We start from the raw sequence: 19,131 nt of genomic DNA, 5'->3' as shown, positions 1-19,131 counted from the left end.
GGCACCGGGGCCGGCAAGAGCATGAGCACGGGCACGAGCGCGGGCGGCGCCACCGGCGGCCCGGCGACGATGAGGAAGCCGCCGCGCCGCACGGCCCCCGCCCACAAGGCGCACGAGCTGACCTGGCGGGCCAAGCTGCGCAGGGACTGGCCCCTTCTGGTGATGAACCTGCCGATGCTGCTCATCGTGCTCGCCTTCTGGTGGATCCCGGCGCTCGGCAACGTCATCGCCTTCCAGGACTACAACCCGTACACCGACGGCATCCTCGGCAGCCCCGTCATCGGTTTCACGAACTTCGCGCTGCTCTTCGAGGACCCGCAGTTCCTGCGCGCGATCGCCAACACCCTGTCGATCACGGCGTTCCAGCTCGTCTTCTACTTCCCCGTGCCGATCCTGCTGGCGCTGCTGCTGAACAGCATCGTCTCGGCCCGGGTGCGGGCGTTCGTCCAGGGCGTCGTCTACATGCCGTTCTTCTTCTCCTGGGTGCTGGTCATCGCCATCTTCCAGCAGATGTTCGGCGGCGCCGGGCTGCTCGCGCAGATCCTGCGCGACCACGGGTACGAGGGCATCGACTGGATGACGAACTCCGACACGTTCATCCTGCTGATCACCTCGCAGACGATCTGGAAGGACGCCGGCTGGGGCGCGATCATCTTCCTGGCCGCGCTCAGCACCATCGACCCGCACCTGTACGAGGCCGCCGCCGTGGACGGCGCCCGCCGCTGGCGCCGGATGTGGCACATCACGCTGCCCGGCCTGCGCCCGGTGATCGTGCTGCTGCTGATCCTGCGGCTCGGCGACGCGCTCAACGTCGGCTTCGAGCAGTTCATGCTGCAGCGCAGCGCGGTCGGCAGCGAGGCGTCCGAGGTGTTCGACACGTTCGTGTACTGGTCCGGCCTGCGCACCGGCGACCTGGGGTACGGCGCCGCGGCCGGCCTGTTCAAGGGCCTGGTGGGGCTGCTGCTGATCCTCGCGGCCAACCGGGTGGCGCACGCCATGGGTGAACGAGGGGTGTATTCGCGATCATGAGGGCTTCGACGCTCTCGCGCCGGCGCGGCGTGCGGCGCCCGTCCCGGCTGGCGCCCTGGGAGGAGCCACCGTCGGTGGCCGGGCGGCTCGGCAAGGGCACACTCATCACGCTGATCCTGGTGGCCGTGCTCGGCCCGCTCTACACGATCGTGCTCACCAGCCTCAGCTCGGCGAAGACGGTGACCGAGGCCGGCGGGCTCGTGCTGGTGCCCGACGGCATCACGTTCGAGGCGTACCGGCAGATCTTCTCCGACACGGTGGTCAGCCGGGCGATCCTGGTCAGCACCGGCGTGACCGTCGTCGGGACGCTCATCAGCGCCGGGGTGAGCGTGCTGGGGGCGTACTCGCTGTCGCGGCCCGGCTCGTTCCTGCACCGGCCGCTGCTGTTCAGCATCCTGCTGATGTTCGTCTTCTTCCCGGGCATCATCCCCGTCTACCTGATGGTCAGCGGGCTGGGGCTGAAGGACAGCTACTGGTCGCTGATCCTGCCGTCGGCGGTGTCGGCGTTCAACGTGGTGGTGCTGCGCTCGTTCTTCATGAACATCCCGAAGGAGATCCTGGACAGCGCCCGCATCGACGGGGCCGGCGAGTTCCGCATCCTCTTCCGCATCGTGCTGCCCATGTCGAAGGCGGTCACGGCGGTCGTGGCGATGTTCTACGCGGTCGGCTACTGGAACGCGTGGTTCAACGCGATGCTCTACATCGACGACACGCGCAAGTGGCCGCTCGCGCTGATCCTGCGCCAGTACGTGGTCGACTCCAACCCGCTGCCCGCCGCCACCGCCGGGGTGACCGGGGACGCGCCGCCCACCCTCGCCATCAAGATGGCCATCGTGGTGATCGCCGTCATCCCCGCGCTCATCCTCTATCCGCTGGTGCAGCGCCACTTCACCAAGGGGGTGATCGTGGGCGCGGTCAAGGGGTGAGCCCGCCCGCCCCTACGAGTAGAAGTGCATGACGATGGCCAGGCCGACGAAGTGGACGAGCACCACGATCGTGATCAGCGAGATGAACACGAACTTCGCCGGGCCGTGCTCGAAGTGCCTGCCCTCCTTCAGGGGGCGCAGCTTGGCCTGACGCTCGGCGATGCGCTCCTCGATCGGCTTGCGGTAGAACACGGCGGCGTCCCTTCGGGGGCGGGGCGAGATCTGCTGGGTTTCTCCGACAAAGGTACCCGGCCCCGGCGCCGGCCCTGGCACGTGGTCAGTAGAGGCGGTGCAGATCCATCTGGAAGTTCTGGTGCCAGGTCGCGCCGCCGTCCGTGGTGGTCTCGCCGATCTCGTGCCAGGTCGTGCCGGTGAAGGTCAGCGTGTAGCGGGTGGTGAAGGCGGGCGTCTGCAGGGTCCACTCGAAGCGGTGGTCGCCGACGACCGGGGTGACGGTGGTGACGTTGCCGCGGGAGAACGCCTCCCAGCGGTACTCCCCCGTCACGTCGTTGTAGTTGATCACGGCGAGCGCGCTGTCCACGATCGTGCGCGGGTCGGCCTTGTCCCGGCCCTGCCCCTCGACCGAGATCACCAGGTCGCCCGCCTGGTAGCGGATCCACTCCGTCTGCAGGAACTCCTGGCGGGCGCCCGACGGCAGGATGGTCCAGCCCGTCCCCGCCCACGCGCCGACCATGAACGACAGCCGCCGCATCGCCTCGGCCTGGGTGAGCGGCTCGCGGGCCGCGGCCAGAGCGGGGGTCGAGGAGACCAGCAGCAGGAGGCAGGCGAGCGAGAGTAACAGGCGTGACTTCATGGCAGACGTCCTCCACGGTCGTGCGGGGTTTCCTGGCGACATGTACGCCGGCGAGCATCGCGTTCCCCGGCATACGTACGCCAGGGCCCCGATGCGTAATTCCGATGCGTAATTTGATGCGTAAAAGCGGCCACTCTCTGGACCGGCGGCGGCGGCGCGCCGATGATGCGGATGAAGCCCGCAATCTCGTTAAGGAGCGCTCATGGGAGTGAACCTCCGGCTGGTCGTCCCCCTGGTCTACGCGGCAGCGGTCGTCGTGGCCTTCCTGATCGGCCAAACGGTGGGCACGGTGGTCACCATCGTCGGTGCGCTCCTCGTGGCGGCGTACTTCCTCTTCATGGCCAGGTCACGCCAGCGCCAGTAACGCGCCCCAGGGGTCGTACACGATCGTCGCGCGGTCGCCGTCCCGGTGGCCGGGCGCGATCGTGGCGCCCAGCTCGACGGCCCGCGCGGCCGTCGCGGCCCGGTCGGCGGTGGCGAAGAACGTCACCCAGCGCGGGCCCATGCCCTCCGGCGGCGGCCCGACCTCCACCCCGTGCAGCTCGGGGTAGCAGGAGGCGTCGCCGGTCCACAGCTCGTGCCGGCACCACGTGCCCGGCTCGTCCACCAGCACGATCCCGGACGGCCGGTGGCCCTCCCAGAGCCCGAAGACCGCCCCCGACGAGTCGAGCGCGAGCAGCAGCCGCCCGTCGTCCCCGGCGGGCACCGGCCCGAACAGCACGCTTCCCCCGCGCTCCTTCACCCGCGCGGCCGCCGCCTGCGCGTCCGCGGTCGCCAGGTACGTGTTCCAGCACGCGGGCAGCCCGGGGGGCACCCGGCCGAAGCCGCCGACGACGCGGCCGTCCAGCTCGATGAAGGCGTAGCCGCCCGCGTCGCGGAACGTCCAGCCGAACAGCGCACCGTAGAAGGCCCGCGCGCCCACGGGATCCAGCGCCCCGTAGTCCACCCAGCACGGGGTGCCCGGCGTGTAGTGCTCACGAACCGGCATGCTGCACCTCCGGCACCACTTCCGCCGTCACTTCGGGCACCGCCGCGCTCAGGTGGGCGGCGATGGCGGGCGCCACGGCGGCGGGGCGTTCGATCATGCACAGGTGCCCGGCGTCTGGAACGGTGAGCACGCGGCAGCGCGGCACGGTGTCGCGCAGCCGCACGGAGGCGGCGCGGAAGGTCGGCATGTCCTGCTCGCCTATCAGCACCAGCGTGCGCGCCGCTATGCCGCGCAGGTCGTCCGCGGTGTGCACGTGGCCGCTCAGCCCGGCCATGGCGCCGTCGCGCAGCTCCCGCCACGAGTGCCCGGCGACGATCGCGCGCAGCCTGGCCCGCAGCTCGGGATGGGCCTCGGTGCCGCGGAAGATGTCGGGCGGCGCCGCCATCCACACATCGGCCAGCCGCTCGCCGTCCACGCCCATCCTGGCCAGCCCGGCGAGCGTGCGGTAGCGCTCCGCGGTGCCCGGCTCGGAGGGGGCGCCGGCGATGGTCGGCGAGCCGACGATGAGCCCGCGCACGTCGTCCGGGTGGTCGATGGCGAGCTGCAGGGCGATCATCGAGCCGATCGACTCGGCCACCACCAGCGCGGCCCGCTCGGCGCGGGCCAGCTCGGCGAGTTCCGCCGCCAGCGCGGGCAGCGACGTGCCGGGGCACAGCGGGCGCGAGCGGCCGTGCCCCGGCAGGTCCACGCCGACGTGCCGCCAGCCGGGCAGCAGCCGCCACAGCGCCTCCCAGACCGAGCCGTCCATCGTGTAGCCGTGGATCCACAGCACCGAGGGGCCCTCGCCTCGGGTCCGCACGTACAGGGTCATGACAGCGCCTCCGCCGGGGCGAAACCGTCGCAGAAGCGGCGGAAGGCGATCACGGAGGTGTCGGCCGCATCGAAGCGCTGCGGAGCGTGCACGTCCAGGTGGTCCCAGACCACCCGGTCCTGCTGGAAGGCGTACTTCGCGCCGTGCACGAGCGCGGGCAGCGAGGCGGTCCTGTCCGGCCGCACGCCGATGACGACCCGGCCGACGCAGCCCGCGCCGTCCGGCACCGCTCCCGTGATGATCGTGTACGGCGCCTCCGCCGTGCCCAGCTCGGTCAGCACGAGGTGCGGGCTGTAGGCGCGGGCCACGAAACGGGAGGCGAAGTTCAGCGCCCCGTCCTTCTTCCCCGGCCGCTCCCACGGCGGCGTCTTGGTCCGGAACTCGCCCTCGATGACCAGCTCGTCGTGTTCCCCCATGCTGACGCGCATGCCCTTGACCGCGGGCACCAGGTGGACGGTGCTGAAGTGCTCGGCGTCGAAGGCGTTCTCCACCACGTACTCGGCGGGCACCGCGACCTCCTCGCGCACGGCCGGCACGAACGTCAGCTCCTCGGCGGCCTGCTTGATCGCCTGTTCGAAGCCGCGGTCGTCGCCCGGGTCGTCGGACAGCCGGGCGAACAGCGCCGACCCGGCCCGCAGCGTCCGCACCTCGGGCACCGACCAGCGGCGGGCGGTGTCGCCGAGTGCGATGCGCTTGCCGTGGAAGGGGCAGATGACGCACTGGCCGTCCAGCGTGCCGCCGTAGCCCAGGTGGGCGCCCCGGTGCGGGCAGGTCGCCGCGAACACGCGGACGCGGTCGTCGTCGCGCACCGCGATCAGGTCCCGCGCGCCCAGTTTGAGCGGGGTGATGCCGGGGCCGAGCTCGTCGTCGAGCGCGAGCAGGAACCATCCGCCGTGCAGCCGATCGGGGGCGGAACCGGACGTCGTCTGTTCGATCACCTCAGTGCTCACCTCAGTGCTCCGATCACCTCAGTGGCCGCGCGCTCGCCGCCGGCCATCGCCATGTGCGCCATGGGCGGGCCCGCCGGGCCGGTCGTGGCCTCGCCGGCGAAGAAGAGGGTCCCGTCCATCGGTTCGGCCCAGGCGGCGGGCGCCCACAGCGCCCCCACCGCCGGGTAGGTGTACGCGCCGCCCGCCCAGGGATCGGCGCCCCAGTCGGCCACCCGCGCACGCTCCGGCGCCCGGCCGCCGGTCCACGGCAGCGCCTCGGCCAGCAGCGCGGGCAGGGTGCCCGCCTGCCAGGCGGCCCTGGCCCGGCCCGCCGCGCCCGCCTTGGCCACGACCACCGCCTCGGGACGCCCGGCCGTGACGGTCACGAAGCCCAGCCGGCCGCCCGGGTCGAAGACCACGGCCGACTCGGGAGCGGGCACGGGATAGGTGACCACGGCGCACCAGGCGTCGCCGGGTCGCAGCTCGCGGGCCGCCGCCTGCTTGCGTACGGGGAGGTCGTCGATGAGCAGCCGCCGGTCGGCGACGACCTGCGGCGGCACCGTGACGACGGCCGCGGCGGCGCCGGCGCGGCGGCCCGCCGCGGTCACGGCGCGGACGCGGCCGGGCGACCAGCTCAGGCGGACGACCGGGTCGCCGAGCCGGAGGTCCAGCCCGTCGGCCAGCAGCCCGGTCAGCGTGCCGAAGCCGCCGGGCAGCGCGAACTCGCCCCGGCCCGCGGCGTCGGCGCGTCGGGCGACGGCCACGCCGAGCGCGCTCAGCGCCTCCGGCTCGCCCGCCCAGTTCTGCCTGAACCACTCGGCGGCGGGCTCCAGGGCGCCGGGGACGCGCGCGGTCGCCTCCTTCAGCCACAGCGCCACCGGCACGTCTCCGGGCGCGCTCGCCGCCAGCCGCGCCTCCAGCAGCGGCGGCGGCGGGCGCAGTGCCGACAGCGGGCGGGGCGCGCCGTCCAGCAGCACCCGGGCGGCGTAGCGGGGCAGCGGCACCGGGGCGGGCAGGCCGGGCAGCGCGCCGATCGGGTTGCGGTCGCCGTGCAGCACCTGCGCCCCGAGCTCCAAGCCCGAGCGCTCGTCGGTATGGATCCTGCCGCCGACGCGCTCCCTCGCCTCCAGCACCGCGACCTGGAGGCCCGCGCCCGCCAGCGTCCTGGCGGCGGCGAGCCCGCTCACGCCCGCGCCGATCACGACCACGTCCAGCTCTGTCACCGGCCCGTCCTCTGTAGTAGGTTGGCGTCGCCTTGATCACGAGGAGATGCGATGACGGCACCCCGCACGCTTCCCGCCCACCTGGCCCATCCGTTCTCTCCTCGCGGACGGCTGGATCCGTATCCGGCGTACCGGTGGCTGCGGGAGAACGACCCTGTCCACTTCGACGTCACCTCGCGCATGTGGCTGCTGACCGCGCACGCCGACTGCGCGCTCGCGCTGCGCGACCCGCGCTTCTCGGCGGCGCTGGGGCAGCGGGAACGAGTGAGGGACGACGAGCTGCCGCCGTCGATGCTCACCACTGACCCGCCCGAGCACCAGCGGTTACGCTCGCCCGGAGCGCTGCTCATGGGGCCCGCCGCGATCCGCGGCATCTCCGGCGGCATCGAGGCCGAGATCGAGCGGGTGCTCGACGGCCTGGCCGGGCGCGAGCGCATCGAGGCCACGGCCGACATCGGCGAGCCGCTCGCCACGGGCGTGCTGGCCAGGCTGTTCGGGCTGCCGCCCGCCGACCGGGCCGCCTTCGCCGAGCTGGCCGCGCGGGTCGCGGTCAACCTCGACCCGCTGGCCGGGCCGCAGGCCGCGGCGGCGGGGCGGACGGCGATGGGCGAGCTGACCCGCTTCCTCGGCGAGCGCGCCGACGCGGCGGCCGCGGCCGTGAAAGCCGGCGACGACGCGACGCCCTTCGGGCGGCTGGCCGCGGACGACCGGCTGACCAGGGCGGAGATGCTGGGCATCGCGTCGCTGACCGTCGTCGGAGGGTGGAAGCCGCTGGCCGAGATGGTGGGCAACGCGCTGCACTGGCTGCTGCCCCGCCAGGAGGCCGCCGAGCAGGTGCGCGGCGGCCACGACACGGCGGTGTCCGCCGTGGACGAGCTGCTGCGCCTGGAGTCGCCGATCCCGTTCACGGCCAGGGTGACCACCGAGGAGGTACGCCTGGACGGCGGGGTGATCCCGGCCGGCGCCAGGGTGCTGGCGCTGGTGGGCGCCGCCAACCGCGACCCGGCGGTGTTCACCGCTCCCGACGAGCTGGTGGTGACCCGCTCGCCCAACCCCCACCTCGCCTTCGGCGCGGGCACCCATCTCTGCCTCGGCGCCCCGCTGGTCAGGCAGGCCGGCGCGCTGCTGCTGCGCGGCCTGCTGAGCAGGTATCCGGGGCTGCGTCCCGTCGGGGAGCCGCCCGCGTGGGCGGCGAGCCTGGTGCCCAGGCGGCTGACCGGCTTCACCCTCGCTACCTGACGTTCGCGCCGCGCCAGCGGAACGTCAGCAGGGTCAGCAGCAGCGCCGCCGCGCACCAGGAGCCGAGCACGACGGCGGTCCTGCCGAGCTCCCACGTGTGCGCCGGCTCCACCACCGCGAAGTCGGCGGGCAGGAACACCGAGCGCAGCCCCTGCGTCATCCACTTGAGCGGGAAGAACGCCGCGATCGTCTGCATCCAGTGCGGCAGCTCGCTGTAGGGGAAGAACACCCCGGAGATGAACTGCAGCACCAGGAACGGCAGCGTCACGATGGCGGAGGCCGACCTGGCGTTGGGGATGACCGCGCTGAAGGCGACCGCGAGCAGCGAGCAGGCCGCGGCGCCGAGCAGCAGCACCCACGCGAACGTCAGCCAGTGGCCACTGTCGGACGGCAGCGGCAGGTGGAACAGCGTCACCCCGACCAGCAGCAGGATCGCCGCCTCCAGGATGCCGGTCACCACCACGCGGACGATCTTGCCGATGAAGTACGCGGTCTTCGGCATCGGCGAGGAGGCCAGGCGGCGGATCATGCCGTTGTCGCGCTCGATCGCGATGTTGATCGCCAGGCCGTTGAAGCTGACGCTCATGATGCCGCAGGCGATGATCCCGGCCACGAACATCTGCTTGAAGTCGGTGTGGGTGCCGGGGACCGTCCCGGAGAAGATCGAGCCGAGCACCAGCAGCAGCACGATCGGCAGCAGCAGCGTGAAGAACAGCGACTGCCGGTTGCGGAAGAACGACTTCAGCTCGACCGAGGAGCGGGCCACCGACGCCCGCCATAATCCCGAGCCCCCGCCGTACGCGACCGCGCGGTTCTGTTCGGCGACCACGGCGTTCGAGCTCATGACGCTTCCCCCTGGTTCTCGCGGATCAACTTGAGATAGACGTCCTCCAGCGTCGGCCGGTGGACGCGCAGGTCGGGCAGCTCGCCCACACCGGCGGCGGCCGCCCACGGCAGCAGCGCGGCCAGGACCTGCGTGGGCCGGTGGGTGTGCAGCACGATCGCGTCCCCGTCGGAGGGGGCCACGGTGGTGCCGTGAGGCAGGTCCGGCAGGGTCGCGGCGCTCAGGCCGCCGGTGGCGGTGAAGCTCACCGTGGCGGGCACCTCGCGCCGCCCGCCCAGCTCGCTGACCGCCCCGGTCTCGACGACCGCGCCGGCGACGATGACGGCGGCCCGCTGCGCCAGCGCCTCCACCTCGTCCAGGTAGTGGGTGGTCAGCACGGTCGTCTTGCCCTGGTCGGCGAAGAAGCGCACCAGGTCCCACGCCTCCGCCCTGGCCTCCGGGTCGAGCCCGGTGGTGGGCTCGTCCAGGAAGATCAGGTCGGGGTCGCCCACGATGCCGACGGCGACGTCGAGGCGGCGCAGCTGGCCGCCCGACAGCGTCTGGGCCTGCTTGCGCTCCTGCTTGCCCAGCCCCACCATGCCGATCACCTGATCGACGGGCAGCGGCTTCGGGTAGAACGAGGCGAAGTGCTCGACCACCTCGCGCACGGTCAGGTCGGTGTACGCGCCGGTGGTCTGCGGCACGATGCCGATCCTGGCCCGCCAGCTCGGCGCGTCCTCGGCCGGGTCGCGGCCGAGCACCCGGACCTCGCCGCCCGAGCGCCTGCGCACGCCCTCGAGGATCTCGACCGTCGTCGTCTTGCCGGCGCCGTTGGGGCCGAGTAAGGCGAAGACCTCTCCTTGCCGGACGTCCAGGTCCACGCCCCGCAGGGTGTGGCTGGCGCCGTACTGCTTGCGCAGTCCCCGTACGCGGATCGGGTCGGCCTGATCGTCGGACATGATCTCCTCATTCCTCTCGGGCGTGCGAGACCTCGGCGGCGGCTCAGGTCAGGTGCAGCAGCAGCACGGGCAGCAGCAGCAGTTGATGTCGATGCCGGCCGCGATCGAGTCGAGGTCGCCCTCGCTCAGCTCGGCCATGTCGATCTGCGGCGTCTCGGGGATGTGGAACTCGTACACCCCCGTCTCCAGGCCGCGCTCCCAGAGGGCGACCTGAACGTCGATGTTGGACTCGTGGGCGCCTTCGGGGACGTTGCGCACCACGGTGATCTGAGCGTCCGCGGGAACCTCGAGGCCGGATTCCGCCAGCGCCTCGCGCGGATTGTTGTCGAGCTTGGCCGAGAACTCCTCGCTCGACCACGCCGTGATGAGAACCCGGGTGTAGGCGTTGACGAATTCCGTCCGCTCTCTGGGATTCAGTGCCATTGCTTCCTCCTGGGAGCTTTCCCCATCGGCGCCGGTGCGCCGTCTCGGAATGGAGTCTTGCACGCCGATTTCCAGGTTGCCCAGACTTAATTTCCGGGGCACTCGATTAAGTATTGAGGCCCTTCCTGCCAAAAGGTACTCTGCAAATGCGCGGGCCGGAACCGTACGAAATACTTATACGTATTCAGCGGCCGGAAATGCGTATTCCGAATTCCATTTACGTAAGCAATGGGAGTGCTCATGTCCGGGACGTACGTATCCCCCCGGGTGCCGCCTGGACCGGCGGAGACCCAGAGCCTGCGCGCCATGCGGGACGCGCCGCTCGAGTTCGTGACCGCGATGGCGGCCCTCGGGGACGTGACCCGCCACGACGCCGACGGAGAGCCCGTCTACATGCTGAACCGGCCCGACCTGGCCAGGTACGTACTCAAAGAGAACGGTACGAACTACACCAAGGACCGTACGCCGGACGACGACATGCTCCGCCCGCTGCTCGGCAACGGCCTGCTGACCAGCAACGGCGCCGAGTGGGCGGCGCAGCGCCGCATGTGCGCGCCCGCCTTCAGGCCGTCCGAGGTCATCCGGTTCGACCAGGTCATCGTGGAGGCCGCCGAGCACCTGGCGCGGCAGTGGCGGGGCGCGGCGTCCGTACGCGTGGACCACGACCTGACCGCGCTCACGCTGACGGTGATCGTCAAGGCCATGCTCGGCACCGACATCGGCGGCGCGGGCGAGGGGTTCGGCCGGGCGGTGGACGCGGTCAACCGGTTCATCGGGCACTACGTACCGGCGGACGACCCCGACCCTGCCGACACCGCGGCGCGCTACGCCGGGTTCCAGCGGGCGCGGGCCTTCCTCGACCAGGTGACCCGGGTCATCATCGCGGCCCGCCGCACGGGCGGCGCGGGCGACGACCTGCTGAGCGCGCTGCTCGCGGAGGCGCATCCTGGCGGAGCCGGCCACGGCGCACCCGCGATGACGGACGCCGAGCTGCGCGACCAGGTGCTGACGATCATCATGGCCGGGCACGAGACCACCGCCAAGTCCCTGACCTGGACGCTCTACCTGCTCGACCGCCATCCCGAGACCGCCGATGCGGTCCGCGCGGAGATCGACGAGGTGCTGGGCGGCCGGGCTCCGAGCGCCGCCGACCTGCCCGCGCTGCGCAGGTGCCGGCAGGCCGTCCAGGAGGCGATGCGGCTCTATCCGCCGGTCTGGCTCATCTCGCGGCGCAGCGTCGCGGCCGACGTCATCGACGGCTACGAGATCCCCGCGGGGTCGCTGGTCTGCATCAGCCCGTGGGTGCTGCACCGCGACCCGCGCTACTGGGACGAGCCCGAGGCCTACCGTCCCGAGCGGTTCGACCCCGAGGCGGCCGCTCGCCACCTCAGCCACCAGTACCTGCCCTTCGGCGGCGGACCGCGCGTCTGCCTGGGGCGGCACTTCGCGATGGTCGAGGCCACGCTCGTGCTCGCCGTGCTGCTGCGCGACCTGCGCATGGAGCTGGCCGAAGGGTTCCCCGTCGAGCCCGAGGCGCTGGTCACGCTGCGGCCGCGGCACGGCATGACGATGACGCCGAGGCCGCGGTGAGCGCGGGTCCGGCCGGCTCGTACGACGTCGCCGGCACCACCTTGGGCGGCGTGCCCGGCGAGCTGGCCCGCCTTGAGGCGCAGGCGGCGCTCTCCTTCGACGAGGAGCTGCGCATCATGCGCGACCTCGGGCTGACCCGCGCGGGGCCGCTGCTCGAACTCGGCGCCGGCTCGGGCGCGGTCACCCGCAGGCTGCGCGCCGCCGAGCCCGGCCTGCCGGTCATCGCGCTCGACGTGGACGCGGAGCTGCTGCGTCACGCGGGCGGCTGCGGCGCCCCGCTCGTGGCCGCCGACGGCGCCCGGCTGCCCCTGCGTACGGGGAGCGTGGGAGGCGTACTGCTGCGATACGTACTGCAGCACCTCGCCGATCCCGCGCCGATGCTGGCCGAGGTGCTGCGCGTGCTGCGGCCCGGCGGCACCGTGGTCGTCGTCGAGGTCGACGGCATGCTGTGGGGCCTTGCCGAGCCGATGTACCCCGAGCTGGCCCACGTGCACGCCGCGATGGCGCGGGCGCAGCGCGAGGCGGGCGGGGACCGCCGGATCGGCAGGCGGCTCACCCGGCTGCTGCGCCGCGCGGGCTTCGCGGACGTGCTGCTGCGCCCGTTCGCCACCACCAACGACACCCATCCGACCGCCGCCTTCGCCCCGCATCTGGGGCCCGAGCGCCTGGCGCCGCTCGTGGCCGCAGGCGCGCTGTCGGTGGCCGAGCTGGCCCTGGCGGCCGACCGCTGGCGGCGTTTCCTGGCCGATCCGGACGCCTGGGTCATGCTGCTCGGCTTCGCCGCCGCAGGGACCGCGCCACCGGGCCCGGCCCACTCGGCACCCGAGAAGGAACCGCCCGGCTCCACCCTCACAGGGACCGCGCCACCGGGCCCGGCCCCCTCAGTACCGGAGAAGGATCCGGAGAAACCCGCAAGGTTCGGGAGGAATGCACCATGAGTCCGTTCTGGAAGATCTTCGTGGCGATCTTCTGCTACATCAGCGGGATCGTCGGCCTCGGCCTGGCCGTGGTGAACGCCAGCCAGCAGCCGCCCGCCACCACCCCGGCCATCGTGTACGGCGCCGCCGGCCTGCTCTTCCTGGCCGCGGGCATCGTGCTCAGCCGCCGCCCCAGTTACTGAGGCGCTGTCACTGAGGCGCTGTCACTGAGGCGCTGTCACTGAGGCGCTGTCACTGAGGCGCTGTCACTGAGGCGCTGTTACTGAGGCGCGCACCCGGCCCCGGTGACCGTCCCGCGGCCGCCGGGGCGCCGGGGTCCCGCGCCAGGGCGGCCGGCGGCCGGCGGCGTGGCATAAGGCCGCGAAAACGTCTCAGAACAGCGTCAGACGGTGTGCGACGGCGTTGGGGCGTGGGGTCCACGCCCCTGACCGTGAGGTCGTGCTTCAGGCCGTGGGGTCGCAGGGCCGGACCTCGACGATGTCGCCCGGCGCGTACGGCATCTTGCGCGCCCACGACTCGGCCTCCTCCGCGGAGGCGACGTCGATGATCCAGATGCCGCCGATCTGCTCGCGCCCGACCGCGTAGGGCCCCTGGACGGCCGGGCCGTCCGGCCGCACCAGCCTGCCCTCGCGGGACCTGGTGAGCCCCGCGCCGTACTTGACGTTGACCCCCGCCTCCACCATCTCCCTGCCGAACCGGCGGTGGGCCTCGGCCATGCGCCTGCGCTCGCTCTCGCTGAAGGCGTCCCAGAGCATCTCGTCGCCGTGGATCAGCAGCACGAAGTCCATCAGTCGTCCACCTTCCTCGGACATCCGCCCACGGGATCGGCGAGAGGCGGGCAGCGGCCCCGGTCGGCACTATCGTGACATCCTGCCACGTCGGAGCGCTGCTCGTCTGCCCCCAGCGCCCCCTTCCCACGGCGGAAGGCACCCCTGTCGCGCGCCCAGGGCCCGCCCCCGCCGCGCAGCCGGAAGCGCCCCCGCCCCACGCCCGGGAGCGCCGCCGGGGCATGCCCGGGAGCACCGTCGCCGCATCTCCCGGAACCGCCGTCGCCTCGTGCCCCGGGAGCACCGTCGGCCGGAAGCGCCGTCGGCGCGGAACGCCGTCGGGCCGGGAACGCGGTCGAGCCGGGAACGCGGTCGAGCCGGGAACGCGCCGGCCGGAAACACGGTCGAGCCGGGAGCGCGGTCGAGCCGGGAGCGCGCCGGCCGGGAGCGCGCCGGCGCGGAGGGCCGGCGCCGCGCTCAGATCTGCCGCCGCGCCAGCCGCGCGAACAGTCCCTGCTCATCGGCCAGCAGCTCGTCGTAGGTGCCCTGCTGGACCACGCGGCCGCCGTCGAGCACGAGGATCTTGTCGGCGTCCCTGATCGTGGACAGCCGGTGGGCGATGACCACGCGGGTGGCGTTGAGCCTGCGGGTGCTCTCGGCGATGACGTTCTGCGCGGGGTTGTCGAGCGCGCTGGTGGCCTCGTCGAAGAAGACGATGCGCGGGCGCGAGACCAGCGCCCTGGCGATCATGATGCGCTGCCGCTGCCCGCCCGAGAGCGTGTGGGTGCCTTCGGAGAGCACGGTGTGCATGCCCATCGGCATGGCCGAGATGTCGCCGTCGATGCCGGCCATCGCGGCGGCCTCCCAGGCGTCGTCGATGGTGTGTCCGGTGCTGCCGACGATGTTCTGCTTGATGTCGCCGGCGAGCAGCGCACCGTTCTGCAGCACCACCCCGCACTGCCGGCGCACCGCGCCGAGGTCCAGCTCGGCCAGGTCCTGGCCGTCGTACATGACGCTGCCCGAGTCCGGCTGCTCGAAGCCGAGCAGCAGGCGCAGGATCGTGGACTTGCCGCTGCCCGTCGGGCCGACGATCGCGACGAACTCGCCGGGCTCGATCGACAGGTCCACGTCGATGAGCGCCCTGGGGCCGTCGGCGCCGTAGCGGAAGGACACCTTGGACATCGTGATGCGGCCGGACAGCTCGCCCGGGTCGGCCTTGCCCGCGTGGTCCTCGGGCTCGACCTCCAGCACGGGCGCCAGCTTCTCGATCATCGGCACGATGCTCATGGCGGTGATGGCCGCGCCGGTGAACTGCAGCACCGAGGCGATGAGCAGGTTGAACGCGGTGAAGAAGGCGAGGAACGCGGCGATCGGCAGCTCCCCGCCCAGCGGCCCCGCCGCCACCGCGAAGATCACGAACGAGCAGACGAGCGGGAACCCCGCGTTGAAGGTGGTCACCAGGTTCTGCAGCCGCCTGGCCTTGGCCGAGGTGGCCCTGGCCTTCATGAAGTCGCGGGTCCACACCGAGAACGCCTGGTCCTCGGCGGCGGCCACGCGCAGCTTGGGCACCGCCGACAGCAGCTGGAACACCCGGGACGACAGCCGCTGCTCCTGCTCGTACAGGCGGCGCTGGAGGCGCACCTCGAAGAACCCGGCGACCGCGCACACCAGGATGCCGATCAGCACCAGCAGGGTCGCGAGCAGCGCCAGCCGGACGTCGTAGACGTAGACGAGGACGAGGTTGGCCAGGCCGCCGAACAGCCCCAGCGTGGCCGTCGTCATCACGCCCGAGAGCATCTCCTGCGCCGCGCTCACGCCGAGCACGGTCGTGCCCAGCTCGCCGGTGGAGTAGCGGCCGAAGAACGTGACGGGCAACGACAGCAGCCGCGTCCACGCGCCCGCCTGCACGCGTGCGGAGGCGCGGCCCTCGATGCGCAGCGCGGCCACGTTCTGCACGATCGACAGCGCGGCCGCCACGAAGGCGCCGCCGATCACCAGCGCCGCGCCCTGCACGATGAGGTCGCGCTCGGCGCGCGCCACGAACGTGCCCAGCACCAGCCCGGTCATCGCGGGCACGAGCAGCCCGATGACGGCCACGAGCGTGCCGAGCGAGGCGAGCACGAACAGGTCGCGGCCGTTGCGCGCGAACCCGAAGCGCAGCAGCCCGGCGACCGTGCGGACGTCGGGCGGCAGCGGCTCGTACAGCACGTCGGCCTTGTTGGCCAGGGTGGCCGCCACCGCCCTGGTGACGGGCGTGACCCGGCTCTGGCCCGGCTGGGCGAGCACGTAGCGGGAGCCGATCGGCAGCAGCGCCACGGGGGTGCCGTCCTCGCGCAGGTAGCCGACCATGGGGCCGATGTCCCGCTTCCACCAGCCGTCGTCCAGCCGGACCGAGCGCGTACGCACGCCTGAGGCCAGGGCGATGGCCTGCAGCGAGTCGACGTCCCTGGCGCCGCCCGGCGGGGGCGCGACGACGCCGAAACCGCCGTGCGAGGCCACCAGCCGGGCGGCGGCCAGCATCGGCGGGTCGGAGGTGACGTCGGCCAGGCGCACCCTCGCCTCGGTGTCGCGGACGAGGGTGTCGAAGGCGCGCCGGGCCGCCACGGCGACGCCCGACTCGCGCTCCTTCCTGCGTTCGAGCGAGCGCAGCTCGTGGGTGCGCTGCCGCTCGACGCGGCGGTCCACGGTGTACAGGAAGCGGATGGCGTGCTCGACCCAGCGGCTCCACAGCGTCTCGTCGGCCAGGAGCTGCCAGGTGGACCTGGCCCGCAGCTTGGCGGGGGCGGTGGCGACCACCCAGTCCCGCTCGGTGACCGCCAGCTCGGCGCCCGCCGTCAGCACGCCGGCCACGCCGTCGGGCATCTCGACCGCGCCCTCTTCGACGGTGAGCCACTGCACGCCGTCCACGGACCTCGCGGCGCGGCCGGCGCCCAGCTCGGTGACCGCGTCGGAGGCCAGCGGGACGAACTCGCGCGGCGGCAGCCCGTCGCGCAGGGCGGTGGCCAGCGACACCATGCCGGCCTCGACGCCGCGGACGAGCTGCTTGACGGCCAGCCCGTAGCCGGCGGTGGACATGGTGGCCGAGCGCCCGGCGCCGGCCAGCTCGCGCAGCTTGGCCAGCGGCACGCGGGAGACGCGCGAGCCGAGCACCGGGCGTCCGACGATGCCGTGCCGGGGGCCGCGCGGCGCGCCGGGCAGCAGCGTGCCCTCGCGGACCCGGCACAGGTAGTTCCAGCGGCCGACGGGGCGCCCGTTCTCCAGTCGCACCGCGAACAGGTCCACCTCGCCCCGCTCGACCAGCAGCACCTCGCGCACGCCCGACATGACGAACAGGTTGCCTGCGGAGTAGTCGACCGGCGTGGCCGCGTCGGTGAAGAACGGCGAGAACGCCGGGAGCGCCGCGGTCGTCACGTTCCCTCCCCGTTCCTGCGCGAGCTTCTCAGCAGCTCGGCGTAGTGGCCGTCCAGCGCCAGCAGCTCGGCGTGCCGGCCGCGCTCGACCACCTCGCCGCGGTCGAGCACGATGATCTCGTCGGCGTCGCGCACGGTGGACAGCCGGTGGGCGATGATCAGGCAGCCGCAGCCGCGCCTGCGCAGGTTGTCGGCGATGACCCGCTCGGTCTCCGGGTCGAGCGCGCTGGTCGCCTCGTCGAGTATCAGCAGGGTCGGCCTGATGGACAGCGCCCTGGCGAGCTCCAGGCGCTGCCGCTGGCCGCCGCTGAAGTTGCGCCCGCCCTCCAGCACGCCGCTGTTGAGACCGCCCGGCCTGGTGGCGATGAGGTCGAACAGCGCGGCGTCGCGCAGCGCGGAGACCACCACCTCGTCGGGCAGGTCGTCGCTCCACAGCGTGAGGTTGTCGCGCACGGTGCCCTCGAACAGCATGATGTCCTGGTCCACGTACGCGACCGACGCCGCCACCACCTCCCTGGGCAGCTCCTCCCGGGGCAGCCCGTCGAGCAGCACCCGCCCCGACGTGGGCACGTACAGGCCGGCGGCGAGCTTGCCCGCCGTCGACTTGCCGCTGCCGGAGTTGCCGACGATCGCGAGCCTGCGCCCCGGCACGAGCGTGAACGACAGGTCCTTGATGACGGGCTCGGCCGTCGCGCTGTAGCTGAAGGTGACCCGGTCGAACTCCAGCCGCCCGTCCAGCCGGCCCTCGGCGCGCTGCCGTACGGGCGCGCGGCGCTCGAAGACCTTGGCCACGGGGTACTTCTCGACGTCGTAGAGCCGGCAGACGTCGGCGGAGATGTCCTGGAGCTGCCCGCCCAGGTTGGTGAGCTGCGTGACGGGCCTGGACAGCGAGCTGAGCAGCGTCTGGAAGGCCACCAGCATGCCGACGCTGATCACGCCGTCCACCACGCGCAGCCCGCCGATCAGCAGGATGAGCCCGCTGTTGACGCCGGCGAGCAGCGGCGGCACGACGGTGAGCATGGCGGTGGTGACGCCGAGCCGCTGCTTGGCGGTGACCGCCTTGGCCAGGAAGCCCGACCAGCGCTGGAAGGCGGCGGGCTCGGCGCCGGTGGCCTTGACGGTCTCGATGAGCTGCAGGGTGTTGAACGTGGTGGAGGTCAGGTTGCCGAGGTCGGCGCGGAGCGCGGCCACCGCGTCCGTGCGCGCCCTGGACACCTGGCGCAGCACCAGGATGTTGACCATCGCCATGCCCACTCCGACCAGGCCGAGCAGCAGGTCGTAGCGGATCAGCACGATGCCGTAGAAGAGCACCAGGACGAGGTTGACGACGGTGATGGCGAGGTCGCGGGAGAGGATCTCGGCGACGGTGTCGTTGGCCTGCACGCGCTTGGCGACCTCGGCGGGGCGGCGCTGGAGGTAGAACTCCACGGGCAGCCGCAGCAGGTGCCGGAAGAAGCGGGCCGAGCTGACCAGCCCGAGCCGGATCTCCATGCGCAGCAGATAGTGCCGCTGCACCGAGGTCAGCACGAACACCGCCACCGCCGTGACCCCCACGCCGAACAGCAGCGGCACCAGGTAGCCGGGGTCGCGCCCGCTCAGCACCCGGTCGATGAAGACCCGGCTGAAGGCGGGCCCGATGATGCCGGGCACGACCAGCAGCAGGCTGGCCAGCAGCACCAGCGGCAGCGCCCGCCCCGACGGCATGCGGCGGGCGAGCAGCGCCTGCCCGACCCTGGTAGGCCGGCCGCCCGGCCGGAAGTCGGGGCCGGGCTCGAAGGTGAGCACGACGCCGGTGAAGCCCGAGTCGAAGTCGTCCCAATCGATCATGCGGGGGCCGTTGGCGGGGTCGTTGACCGCCACGGCCTTCCTGCCGAACCGGCTGCGCACGCCCTCCAGGACCATGAAGTGCTGGAAGGCCCAGAACACGATGGCCGGGCCGGTCAGCGTGCGCAGGTCCTCGGCCTCCATCTGAAAGCCCCTGGCGATGAGCCCGTACCGGCGGGCGGCGGCGATCACGCTGGAGGCCTTGGCGCCGTCGCGGGAGACGCCGCAGGCCGCGCGGAGCTCTTCCAGCGGGACGAACTTGCCGTAGTAGCCGAGGATCATCGCCAGCGAGGCGGCCCCGCACTCCACCGCCTCCATCTGGATCACGGTCGGCGTGCGCCGCCGCCACCGCCACCGCCTGGCCGGACGCGGCCGCGGCGCGCGCGGGGCGGCCGGCGGCCTGGCCTGTGCGGGAGCGCTCGTGGTCGTCACATCTCC

Annotated in this window: 19 protein-coding genes; 7 read left to right on the top strand and 12 right to left on the bottom strand. The window is 72.7% G+C overall.

Features of this window, described 5'->3' with window-relative positions; all coding sequences use genetic code 11:
• Positions 1 to 21: 21 nt before the first annotated feature.
• Together ACGFIM_RS21995 and ACGFIM_RS21990 are read left to right on the top strand one after the other, a co-directional pair.
• A complete protein-coding gene (locus ACGFIM_RS21995; RefSeq protein WP_393202995.1) occupies positions 22 to 1,029 on the top strand; it encodes an ABC transporter permease in 1,008 nt (335 codons plus the stop codon).
• On the top strand, positions 1,026 to 1,955 hold the full coding sequence (locus ACGFIM_RS21990) for a carbohydrate ABC transporter permease (protein ID WP_393202993.1): 930 nt from the start codon (positions 1,026 to 1,028) through the stop codon (positions 1,953 to 1,955). Before ACGFIM_RS21995 ends, ACGFIM_RS21990 begins: the two co-directional genes overlap by 4 nt.
• 12 nt (positions 1,956 to 1,967) lie before the next feature.
• Here ACGFIM_RS21990 and ACGFIM_RS21985 read toward each other — a convergent pair whose 3' ends face one another.
• Together ACGFIM_RS21985 and ACGFIM_RS21980 are read right to left on the bottom strand one after the other, a co-directional pair.
• On the bottom strand, positions 1,968 to 2,147 hold the full coding sequence (locus tag ACGFIM_RS21985) for a hypothetical protein (protein WP_393202991.1): 180 nt from the start codon (positions 2,145 to 2,147) through the stop codon (positions 1,968 to 1,970).
• 85 nt (positions 2,148 to 2,232) lie between these two features.
• Positions 2,233 to 2,769, bottom strand: coding sequence for a hypothetical protein (locus tag ACGFIM_RS21980; protein ID WP_393202989.1), 537 nt, complete (start codon positions 2,767 to 2,769; stop codon positions 2,233 to 2,235).
• A gap of 202 nt (positions 2,770 to 2,971) precedes the next feature.
• Between ACGFIM_RS21980 and ACGFIM_RS21975 the strand changes: the two genes are divergently transcribed.
• Positions 2,972 to 3,133, top strand: a complete 162-nt coding sequence (locus ACGFIM_RS21975) for a hypothetical protein (protein ID WP_393202987.1) — start codon at positions 2,972 to 2,974, stop codon at positions 3,131 to 3,133.
• Here the strand turns inward: ACGFIM_RS21975 and ACGFIM_RS21970 are convergent.
• Genes ACGFIM_RS21970 through ACGFIM_RS21955 form a run of 4 tightly spaced genes read right to left on the bottom strand, consistent with a single transcriptional unit; the run spans position 3,116 to position 6,720 of the window.
• Positions 3,116 to 3,757 (bottom strand): VOC family protein, encoded by a 642-nt coding sequence (locus ACGFIM_RS21970; protein ID WP_393202985.1) that lies wholly within the window; start codon positions 3,755 to 3,757, stop codon positions 3,116 to 3,118. The two genes, ACGFIM_RS21975 and ACGFIM_RS21970, sit on opposite strands and share 18 nt — an antisense overlap.
• The gene (locus ACGFIM_RS21965; RefSeq protein WP_393202983.1) at positions 3,744 to 4,568 is read right to left on the bottom strand and encodes an alpha/beta fold hydrolase; all 825 of its coding nucleotides are present in this window, start codon (positions 4,566 to 4,568) and stop codon (positions 3,744 to 3,746) included. The genes ACGFIM_RS21970 and ACGFIM_RS21965 overlap by 14 nt, the downstream gene beginning before the upstream one ends.
• Positions 4,565 to 5,518: a Rieske 2Fe-2S domain-containing protein gene (locus tag ACGFIM_RS21960; RefSeq protein ID WP_393202981.1), complete on the bottom strand. Its 954-nt coding sequence runs from the start codon at positions 5,516 to 5,518 to the stop codon at positions 4,565 to 4,567. Before ACGFIM_RS21960 ends, ACGFIM_RS21965 begins: the two co-directional genes overlap by 4 nt.
• Entirely contained in the window at positions 5,515 to 6,720 is a 1,206-nt protein-coding gene (locus ACGFIM_RS21955) for a flavin monoamine oxidase family protein (RefSeq protein WP_393202979.1), read from the bottom strand. Before ACGFIM_RS21955 ends, ACGFIM_RS21960 begins: the two co-directional genes overlap by 4 nt.
• 51 nt (positions 6,721 to 6,771) lie before the next feature.
• Here ACGFIM_RS21955 and ACGFIM_RS21950 point away from each other — a divergent pair, with 51 nt between their 5' ends.
• Positions 6,772 to 7,959 (top strand): cytochrome P450, encoded by a 1,188-nt coding sequence (locus ACGFIM_RS21950; protein ID WP_393202977.1) that lies wholly within the window; start codon positions 6,772 to 6,774, stop codon positions 7,957 to 7,959.
• Here ACGFIM_RS21950 and ACGFIM_RS21945 read toward each other — a convergent pair.
• From ACGFIM_RS21945 to ACGFIM_RS21935, 3 genes are read right to left on the bottom strand one after another with little or no spacing between them, the layout of a single operon-like run.
• On the bottom strand, positions 7,952 to 8,803 hold the full coding sequence (locus ACGFIM_RS21945; RefSeq protein WP_393202975.1) for an ABC transporter permease: 852 nt from the start codon (positions 8,801 to 8,803) through the stop codon (positions 7,952 to 7,954). The two genes, ACGFIM_RS21950 and ACGFIM_RS21945, sit on opposite strands and share 8 nt — an antisense overlap.
• Positions 8,800 to 9,741 carry an ABC transporter ATP-binding protein gene (locus ACGFIM_RS21940; protein WP_393202973.1) on the bottom strand — a complete coding sequence of 314 codons (942 nt, stop codon included), beginning with the start codon at positions 9,739 to 9,741 and terminating at the stop codon, positions 8,800 to 8,802. Before ACGFIM_RS21940 ends, ACGFIM_RS21945 begins: the two co-directional genes overlap by 4 nt.
• Before the next feature lie 48 nt (positions 9,742 to 9,789).
• Complete coding sequence (locus ACGFIM_RS21935) at positions 9,790 to 10,164, bottom strand: hypothetical protein (RefSeq protein ID WP_393202972.1); 375 nt, start codon at positions 10,162 to 10,164, stop codon at positions 9,790 to 9,792.
• Positions 10,165 to 10,404: 240 nt separating this feature from the next.
• On the opposite strand from ACGFIM_RS21935, the gene ACGFIM_RS21930 reads away from it, so the two are divergent.
• The 3 genes from ACGFIM_RS21930 to ACGFIM_RS21920 are packed head-to-tail and all read left to right on the top strand — an operon-like array spanning position 10,405 to position 12,874.
• Positions 10,405 to 11,754, top strand: coding sequence for a cytochrome P450 (locus ACGFIM_RS21930; protein WP_393202970.1), 1,350 nt, complete (start codon positions 10,405 to 10,407; stop codon positions 11,752 to 11,754).
• Positions 11,751 to 12,692: a class I SAM-dependent methyltransferase gene (locus tag ACGFIM_RS21925; RefSeq protein ID WP_393202968.1), complete on the top strand. Its 942-nt coding sequence runs from the start codon at positions 11,751 to 11,753 to the stop codon at positions 12,690 to 12,692. Before ACGFIM_RS21930 ends, ACGFIM_RS21925 begins: the two co-directional genes overlap by 4 nt.
• Positions 12,689 to 12,874: a hypothetical protein gene (locus tag ACGFIM_RS21920; RefSeq protein WP_364059772.1), complete on the top strand. Its 186-nt coding sequence runs from the start codon at positions 12,689 to 12,691 to the stop codon at positions 12,872 to 12,874. The genes ACGFIM_RS21925 and ACGFIM_RS21920 overlap by 4 nt, the downstream gene beginning before the upstream one ends.
• Before the next feature lie 261 nt (positions 12,875 to 13,135).
• On the opposite strand, the gene ACGFIM_RS21915 is transcribed toward ACGFIM_RS21920, so the two are convergent.
• The 3 genes from ACGFIM_RS21915 to ACGFIM_RS21905 form a co-directional block, all read right to left on the bottom strand.
• Positions 13,136 to 13,480, bottom strand: a complete 345-nt coding sequence (locus ACGFIM_RS21915) for a YciI family protein (RefSeq protein ID WP_364059769.1) — start codon at positions 13,478 to 13,480, stop codon at positions 13,136 to 13,138.
• A gap of 456 nt (positions 13,481 to 13,936) precedes the next feature.
• The gene (locus ACGFIM_RS21910) at positions 13,937 to 16,870 is read right to left on the bottom strand and encodes an NHLP bacteriocin export ABC transporter permease/ATPase subunit (protein ID WP_393202965.1); all 2,934 of its coding nucleotides are present in this window, start codon (positions 16,868 to 16,870) and stop codon (positions 13,937 to 13,939) included.
• On the bottom strand, positions 16,867 to 19,125 hold the full coding sequence (locus ACGFIM_RS21905) for an NHLP family bacteriocin export ABC transporter peptidase/permease/ATPase subunit (RefSeq protein WP_393202962.1): 2,259 nt from the start codon (positions 19,123 to 19,125) through the stop codon (positions 16,867 to 16,869). Before ACGFIM_RS21905 ends, ACGFIM_RS21910 begins: the two co-directional genes overlap by 4 nt.
• Positions 19,126 to 19,131 lie beyond the last annotated feature (6 nt).

It is taken from the genome of Nonomuraea sp. NPDC049309 (genome assembly GCF_043196965.1).
Classification (GTDB): Bacteria; Actinomycetota; Actinomycetes; order Streptosporangiales; family Streptosporangiaceae; genus Nonomuraea; species Nonomuraea fastidiosa.
The sequence above is the reverse complement of the archived record's forward strand: the minus strand, read 5'-3'. Positions and strand labels throughout refer to the sequence as shown.